This is a genomic window from Marinobacter maroccanus (assembly GCF_002933275.1).
Taxonomy (GTDB): domain Bacteria; phylum Pseudomonadota; class Gammaproteobacteria; order Pseudomonadales; family Oleiphilaceae; genus Marinobacter; species Marinobacter maroccanus.
The window spans coordinates 1-3,553 of sequence record NZ_PSSX01000038.1 but is presented as its reverse complement, the minus strand read 5'-3'; the positions used below and the strand labels follow the sequence as shown (position 1 = coordinate 3,553).

At 59.6% G+C, this 3,553-nt stretch carries 6 protein-coding genes; all 6 read right to left on the bottom strand.

What is annotated here, in order from left to right; genetic code table 11:
* Positions 1-168: 168 nt before the first annotated feature.
* Positions 169-1,590, bottom strand: coding sequence for a hypothetical protein (locus KEHDKFFH_RS19905; RefSeq protein ID WP_104323506.1), 1,422 nt, complete (start codon positions 1,588-1,590; stop codon positions 169-171).
* 131 nt (positions 1,591-1,721) lie between these two features.
* The gene (locus tag KEHDKFFH_RS19900; protein ID WP_198412837.1) at positions 1,722-1,967 is read right to left on the bottom strand and encodes a hypothetical protein; all 246 of its coding nucleotides are present in this window, start codon (positions 1,965-1,967) and stop codon (positions 1,722-1,724) included.
* A gap of 21 nt (positions 1,968-1,988) precedes the next feature.
* Positions 1,989-2,252 (bottom strand): hypothetical protein, encoded by a 264-nt coding sequence (locus tag KEHDKFFH_RS19895; protein ID WP_104323505.1) that lies wholly within the window; start codon positions 2,250-2,252, stop codon positions 1,989-1,991.
* Entirely contained in the window at positions 2,249-2,491 is a 243-nt protein-coding gene (locus KEHDKFFH_RS19890) for a hypothetical protein (RefSeq protein WP_104323504.1), read from the bottom strand. The genes KEHDKFFH_RS19895 and KEHDKFFH_RS19890 overlap by 4 nt, the downstream gene beginning before the upstream one ends.
* A 116-nt stretch (positions 2,492-2,607) precedes the next feature.
* Complete coding sequence (locus tag KEHDKFFH_RS19885) at positions 2,608-2,796, bottom strand: hypothetical protein (protein WP_241956577.1); 189 nt, start codon at positions 2,794-2,796, stop codon at positions 2,608-2,610.
* A gap of 328 nt (positions 2,797-3,124) precedes the next feature.
* Positions 3,125-3,391, bottom strand: a complete 267-nt coding sequence (locus KEHDKFFH_RS19880) for a hypothetical protein (protein WP_104323503.1) — start codon at positions 3,389-3,391, stop codon at positions 3,125-3,127.
* Between the last annotated feature and the right edge of the window lie 162 nt (positions 3,392-3,553).

Here is a 3,553-nt window from a genome sequence, read left to right as displayed (position 1 = left end):
ACTTCCTGGGCCACTTCCCAGCTGTAACCAATGAAGGCGATCTTGGCTTTGGTGGCCGATATGACGATCCAGGCGCCGGCCTTGACCATCCAGTCGTCGATCAGGGCCGGGATGCTGTTGAAGAACTGCCAGATGGCGTCGAAGAAGGTGGCGATGAATTCCATGGTGTTACCCCCTTGAGGTGAACAGAATGCCGGCGCTGATGAACGCGGCGCAGAACAGGACGATGGCCCCGAGGATGTCGAGGCCGGGTAAGAAGCGGTTGAGGGAGAAGTTAACGTCGACGCCCATGATGGTTTTGGTGTTGTCGTCAACGGAGCCGCCCCCGCTCAGGTTGGTGCTGAACATGGCTTGTACTTCCCCTTTGATCTCGTTGATCTTGGCCTGGTAGTCGGCCATGACCTGGTCGTAGTCTTCCGTGGGATCGGTCAGTTCGGTGTCGATCGGATCACCGCTCCAGGTAACGGGTTCTTCCTGTTCTCCGTCGCCTTCTCCGTCTCCTGATCCATCGCCACCGGATCCGTTGCCGCCACCACCGCCAGGGATGTTGCCGATGGCTTCAGTGATGGCGCTGGTGCCGTCTTTGATGTTTTTGCCGATGCCCTTAAGGGTTTCGTTGATGGCGTCGGTGTTGGTGTTGCCTTCGATCTGGTTCTTGATGATTTCCTGGATCTGTTTGGCCATGCCGTTGGTGTCGGCTTCTCCGTCTCCGTCGCTGTCCCCGTCGGGGGTGTCTTCGTCACCTTCTTCGGGGTTCAGGCCTTCGCAGGCAAAGCCGCCGTCGGTGATGATCAGGGCGCCTTCGAAGCCATTGGGGCAGACGGGCGGGTTGGAGTCGTTGCTGATGCATTGGCCGGACCAGGAGCCTTCGGCGTTTTCCCGGAAGGCGTAGGTTTCGTTGTCCTGGCATTGGTTGTCACCGCTGCAGACGTTCCGGCGGTTACTGCCCCAGCCGATGGTGCCTTCGAAGTCGGGTGAGGTTTCGTCGCACTCGTTTTCGGGCTCAGAGAGGCATTGGTTGTCCAGGTGGCCGCTGGGGCATTCGGTGACGCAATGCTGGCTGCGGGGGTCATACATGTGGCCGTTTTCCAGGCATTCTTCGGGCTGCTGTTCGGGGATCTGGCAGTCAAAGGGGGCAACGCCCGGGGCCTCACCACTGGAGACCCAACCGGTGGCGCAGGAGCAGTCGTCTTCGTTGGTGGAGCCGACGTTGCCCGTGATGGGGTCGGGTTCGTGGGTCAGTGCGGCACATTGAGTCGGGGAGGCGATGACGCGAGCACCGCCGTTCATGCGCATATAGTCCTGGTCGCCCACTTTGTACTGGAATTCGGGTGAATCATTGAACGACTGGATGCTGCAGGTCAGACCGGGATACTGTTGGGAACACTGGTCCACGTAGGTCGCCGCCTGGTCTGAGAGATTTTCGGCAGGAGTAGCGCCGGTCATTCCAGGGGGCTCGTAATAGTACTTTGCGCCGGTTTTGCTCCAGTGGACAACGGCGCCATCAGGCAGCGGAGGAAAGCCGGCGGACGCGGGCAGGGCGAGTAAGCAGAGCCAAAGGATGAGGCTGTGTTGAACGAGTGTGCGCATTGACGGTTCCTTTGGCTGGCCTTGAACTGAAAAGGGCCGGTTGTCCGGCCCTCTGGGTTTGCGTTAGTTGCCGTTGTATCCGAGGGCAAACATCGAGGCCCAGAGGGCCCCGATTAATACACCGGTGAACATTACCGGCGCAGGATGCTGACGATCATGCCCAGGCCGGTCACGATGGCGACCAGGGCAATCACGCCAGTCACGGCGGTGGTGACGTTGGTGGAACCGTCGGTGAAGGCGTCGTTGATCGCGGTGCTGTGATCAACGGCAGCGGCGGTGCCTGCTGCGAAGCCTGCTACCAGGGCGGTGCCGATTTTGGCGCTGCGACGAGCCCAGACGCCGTTCTTTGCTTGTTTCATTTCGATTACTTCTGACATGGCTTTTTTCTCCGGTTTGGTTTAAGTGACCTTTCGCATGACCTGGACAACCCGGCTTAGTCCGATTCCGATGGCCCAGAAGACCAGGGCCGAACCCATAACCAAGCCGATCATTTCAGGATCCGGCGAAAGGTATTCAGCAAACACCGTTTCGATGTCTTGTTGCTGAATCTCTTGAACCGTCCAGGTACCTCCGTTGCAGGCCATGACTGCGTTGCCGTTGATGGTCTCGCTGGTCAGGGTGCCGGTGCATTGGTAGTTCTGGACGGTGTTTGCCTGAGTCATGCATTGGCCCTCAGGCTGATGTTTGCGGGAAGGTGCAGCGGCACTTTGATCCGCTGCACTTTCACCTGGTTGGCCTTCCGGGCTTTCCTGGAAGGCAGTTCGCAGTAACAGGCTTTGCAGGGCTGCTGGATCTTCCCGTTGCTGCTGTAGAAGAATTCGGAGTCTTCGGGCCAGTACTCGTTGCACTTGGTGCAGCGGCGTTCTGTGCCCAGTTCGGTGCTGATGACTCGTTTAACCATGCTGGTGATCTCCTTTTCCGGCAGCCTTGCTGTTCCTGGTTACGCGGTTTTCTTGATGGGTTCCTGGGGCTTGAGCTCCAGGGCCTTGAAGGTGATCTTGCCGCCCTGCCCGGCTTTCATCTGGGCTTTAACCGTGAACATGCTTGGCAGGTTGCCGGCGTGGTTGCGCAGCTGGTCGATGTGTTGCCGACCCGGTTGTCGTCGTCCGCTTCTGCCGGTGAATAGGCCCAAAGGGAACCGCCCCGGTTGCCGTCGATGTCGTAGCGGGTGGCGCCGATGATCATGAGGTTCAGGTAGTTTTCCATTTGGTGTGTCCTCTGGTTTTGGTTTCGGGTGTTGCTGTTGCTTGGTTGATTGATCCGGCTTTGCCGGGGTTTAAATTTCGTATCTGGTTTCTGTTACTTCCTTTCCTGGTGGTGATGGTGGAAAGGGTTTGAGTTGGGTGTTGCGACCCCTTCGGGGCGGGCTCTACTCGCCGCTCCGCTTGCCTCCTGTGCTCATGGTTCGGAATCAAGGGGCGGGCGTCCTCCCCCGACATCCTCACCACTCCGGATGCGCACTGTGGACCAGCCAGAGCCCGCCACAAGGCCAGGGGGCCTTCGGCCCTGGCGCTGCGCGCCAGCCTTGTAACGGTCACTGTCCGGCCCCCTGTTCGTGCGCGAGTGGTGACGATGACGGGGGCGGACTCGAAGACTTTTCAGGGGGTTGGTCCTGAGTGCCAAAGGTCGGGCAGCCGGCCTCCAGCCATGCGGTCAGGACGGAACCGCCGAGGGTCCAGAGATCCGTGCCACGTTGGATGGCTTCCTGTTGTAGCTGGAGGTAGATGGAGGACGGGGCGCAGACGTAGAAACGGCGCTCTTTGTCTTCCACCTGATCTTTTCTGGGTGGGATATGGCTCATGGTTGCGTCTCCGTGACGTTGGGAAGATCCAGGTGGCCACAGTCCCAGGCGTCCCGCAGTTGGATAAGGCGGTCAAAGGCCGGGCTGTGATGGCCGCTGGCTTCCAGTTCGTGGATCAGGGCGTCGGTGAAGCCGGCTTTGCAGCGGGCCATGTAGTCGCAC